This window comes from bacterium, assembly GCA_035529855.1.
GTDB lineage: Bacteria > RBG-13-66-14 > B26-G2 > WVWN01 > WVWN01 > WVWN01.
In genome coordinates, this window is record DATKVX010000094.1 from 1 (window position 1) to 2,403 (window position 2,403).

Genomic DNA, 2,403 nt, shown 5'->3' on the forward strand with positions numbered 1-2,403 from the left:
CAGTTACTATCGACCCCGCGAGCGGCCCGGCGCTAAGTGGCTCGGCTACGCCGCGGCCTTCGGCTTGGGCGTTTTGGTCGGCGCGCTGCTGTTCAGCCGCGGCTGCCTCTGCGCGCCCGAGGAGGAAGAACCCGAGGAGACCGCGGCTACCGCCGAGACCGTCGCGGCCAAGGTCCCGGAGGAAATCCCGGCGACGCCCGAAACCGCGGCGACGGCCGAAGACGTAATCGTGTTCGAGGCGCCGGCGGAAGCGCCCGCGGCCCCCGCCGCGCCCCCCCGGTCTACCCCGCCCCCCGCCAGGCCGCCGGAGGTCATCACGCCTCGAGCGCCGGCCCGGCGCCTTACCACCGACCAGATAAATCAAACGATTACCAAGCGCCGCGCCGGCATCCAGAGCGAGTACAACGCCCTGCTGAAGAACAACCCCACCCTGGGCGGCGGCAAGGTCACGGTCCGTTTCGTTATCTCGAGCCGGGGCGACGTGACCTCCGCCGAGATCGCCGAAGACACCGTGGGCAGCGCCGAGCTGCGCGCCGGCATACTGCGGCGCGTCCGCAGCTGGAAGTTCCCCCGCGCGTCGGGCGAGTCCACCGTCGTCTACCCGTTCGTATTCGTCGCGAGCGGCACCTAACGCCCGCGACGTACGCCGATATATCAAAAAAGCCGCCCGACGGGCGGCTTCGCGTTTCCGATTTAATCACTCAGTAGAAGAGGGCCTTGACCTTGCCCACCGACGCCGGCTCGAGCCCGACGTCGCCCGGGCACTCCACCTGCCATATAAAATCGTTCCCGCCGGAAACCCACAGGTATTCGCCGAGATAGGCCAACCCCGCCGGCGCCGCCGGCGCGCGGAAGGACGCCGCGAGCGCGCCGCCGAGATTATATCCCACGACGAAATCCCCGGCCGCGTCCTCGCACCCCCACAAGACGTCGTTGCGGTAATCCCACGCCAGGCCGGCGAGACGCTCGGCCGTCGCGAACGTGGATAATACGCTGCCGCCGAGGCTCTGACGCCAGACGGCGCGCGGATAGTGGGAGCTGAAGAGGACGGCCGCGGGTAGGCCCGGTTGGCTCTGGTCCCCTTCGCACGCCAGGCCGCCGTCCAGGTTGTAGCGCAGCGGCCAGGAGGCGTAGACGCTGCCGCTCGCCTCGCCGCACTGGTACACGTAATCGACGTCGTAGCTGCCGAGCCACAAGTACCCGCCGTACCGGTAGTCGAGCCCTTTGGTATATATGCCGAACGGCGCCGGGTACGACGCGAGGACCGAACCGCTCGCCGGGTCCACTTTATAAATATAAAGCGGCGTCGAGCAAAATACGTACAGGTGGTCCGCGCTCCGGGCTAAGGCCGCGGGCGCCGGGGCGGGAGCGGGAAAAGAGCTCACCACCCGGCCGAGGGCTGCGAAAGCCGTCGCGGCCGAAACGCCCAACGCCGGTAACATACGCCATATCACGAAGGGAACCTCCGTAGGCCGGAGCCAATATAGATTATGGTTGAAACCCGAAAAAAAGTCAAGCCGGCCCGCAGGGCCGGTAAAAAAATTGTGCCGGGCGGCCAAAAGGACGCCCGACACGGGTATTGGGGGGGGTCTTAGGGATATCAGGTATTAGCCCACTGCCAGGGTCGAACTGGCGACCTCATGCTTACCATGCATGTGCTCTACCAACTGAGCTAAGTGGGCATACAACTTTATTACTCGGGGAGCACATCAGGTCGCCGCCGATTTATAAGTTTTATAACACATTTAGAAACGGCTGTCAAGGAAAAAATTCACGGATACGAAACGCAATAAAAAGCACTGTCGCGCGTTTGCCGGAACGCTCTCCGAATCTTCAAAAATACGGGCCGATTTATGTTAAATTAAAAAGGTCGTAAACGTACTTATGGTGCGGCGAAACGCCGTCGTTTCAGGCGTTCGCGGCAGGAGTCGTTCGAACGATTTTCGCTTGGGTTTCGCCGCGGGCCGTGTTATATTTCGCGGAAGACCACGAGCGGCTCTTTAACCTTTTGCTCCAGCGAGGGAAAGTATGGAATTCGAAATAAGGCCCATAGCACCGGTTCCCCCCGCCGAGATAGATTTCGACAATCTCGGCTTCGCCTTCACTCCCACCGAGAAGATGTACGTCGCGCGCTACGCCGGCGGCGCGTGGACCGACCACGGCCTGATGGCCGTGGGCGAGTTCTGGATGCACCCCGCGGCCGGCGCTTATCACTACGGCCAGGCCCTCTTCGAGGGGATGAAGGCGCGGTTGACCAAGGAAGGCGAGATCGTCCTCTTCCGCCCGGGCGACAACGCGCGCCGCATGGCCGACGGCTGCCGGCGCCTGATGATGCCGGCGTACGACGAGGGCCGATTCGTGGACGCGGTGAAGCAAACGGCCCTCGCCAACAAGGCCTACCTC

The 2,403-nt window shown here is 63.8% G+C and carries 3 protein-coding genes and 1 tRNA gene; 2 read left to right on the top strand and 2 right to left on the bottom strand.

The window, feature by feature from the left end:
• On the top strand, positions 1-631 hold a 631-nt coding region (locus VMX79_10105; protein HUV87452.1), incomplete at its 5' end, for an AgmX/PglI C-terminal domain-containing protein.
• A 70-nt stretch (positions 632-701) separates the two neighbouring features.
• Here VMX79_10105 and VMX79_10110 read toward each other — a convergent pair.
• Entirely contained in the window at positions 702-1,454 is a 753-nt protein-coding gene (locus VMX79_10110; protein HUV87453.1) for a hypothetical protein, read from the bottom strand.
• Between the two features lie 155 nt (positions 1,455-1,609).
• Positions 1,610-1,682, bottom strand: a tRNA-Thr gene (locus VMX79_10115).
• Between the two features lie 346 nt (positions 1,683-2,028).
• On the opposite strand from VMX79_10115, the gene VMX79_10120 reads away from it, so the two are divergent.
• A partial coding sequence (locus VMX79_10120; GenBank protein HUV87454.1) for a hypothetical protein occupies positions 2,029-2,403 on the top strand: 375 nt, incomplete at its 3' end.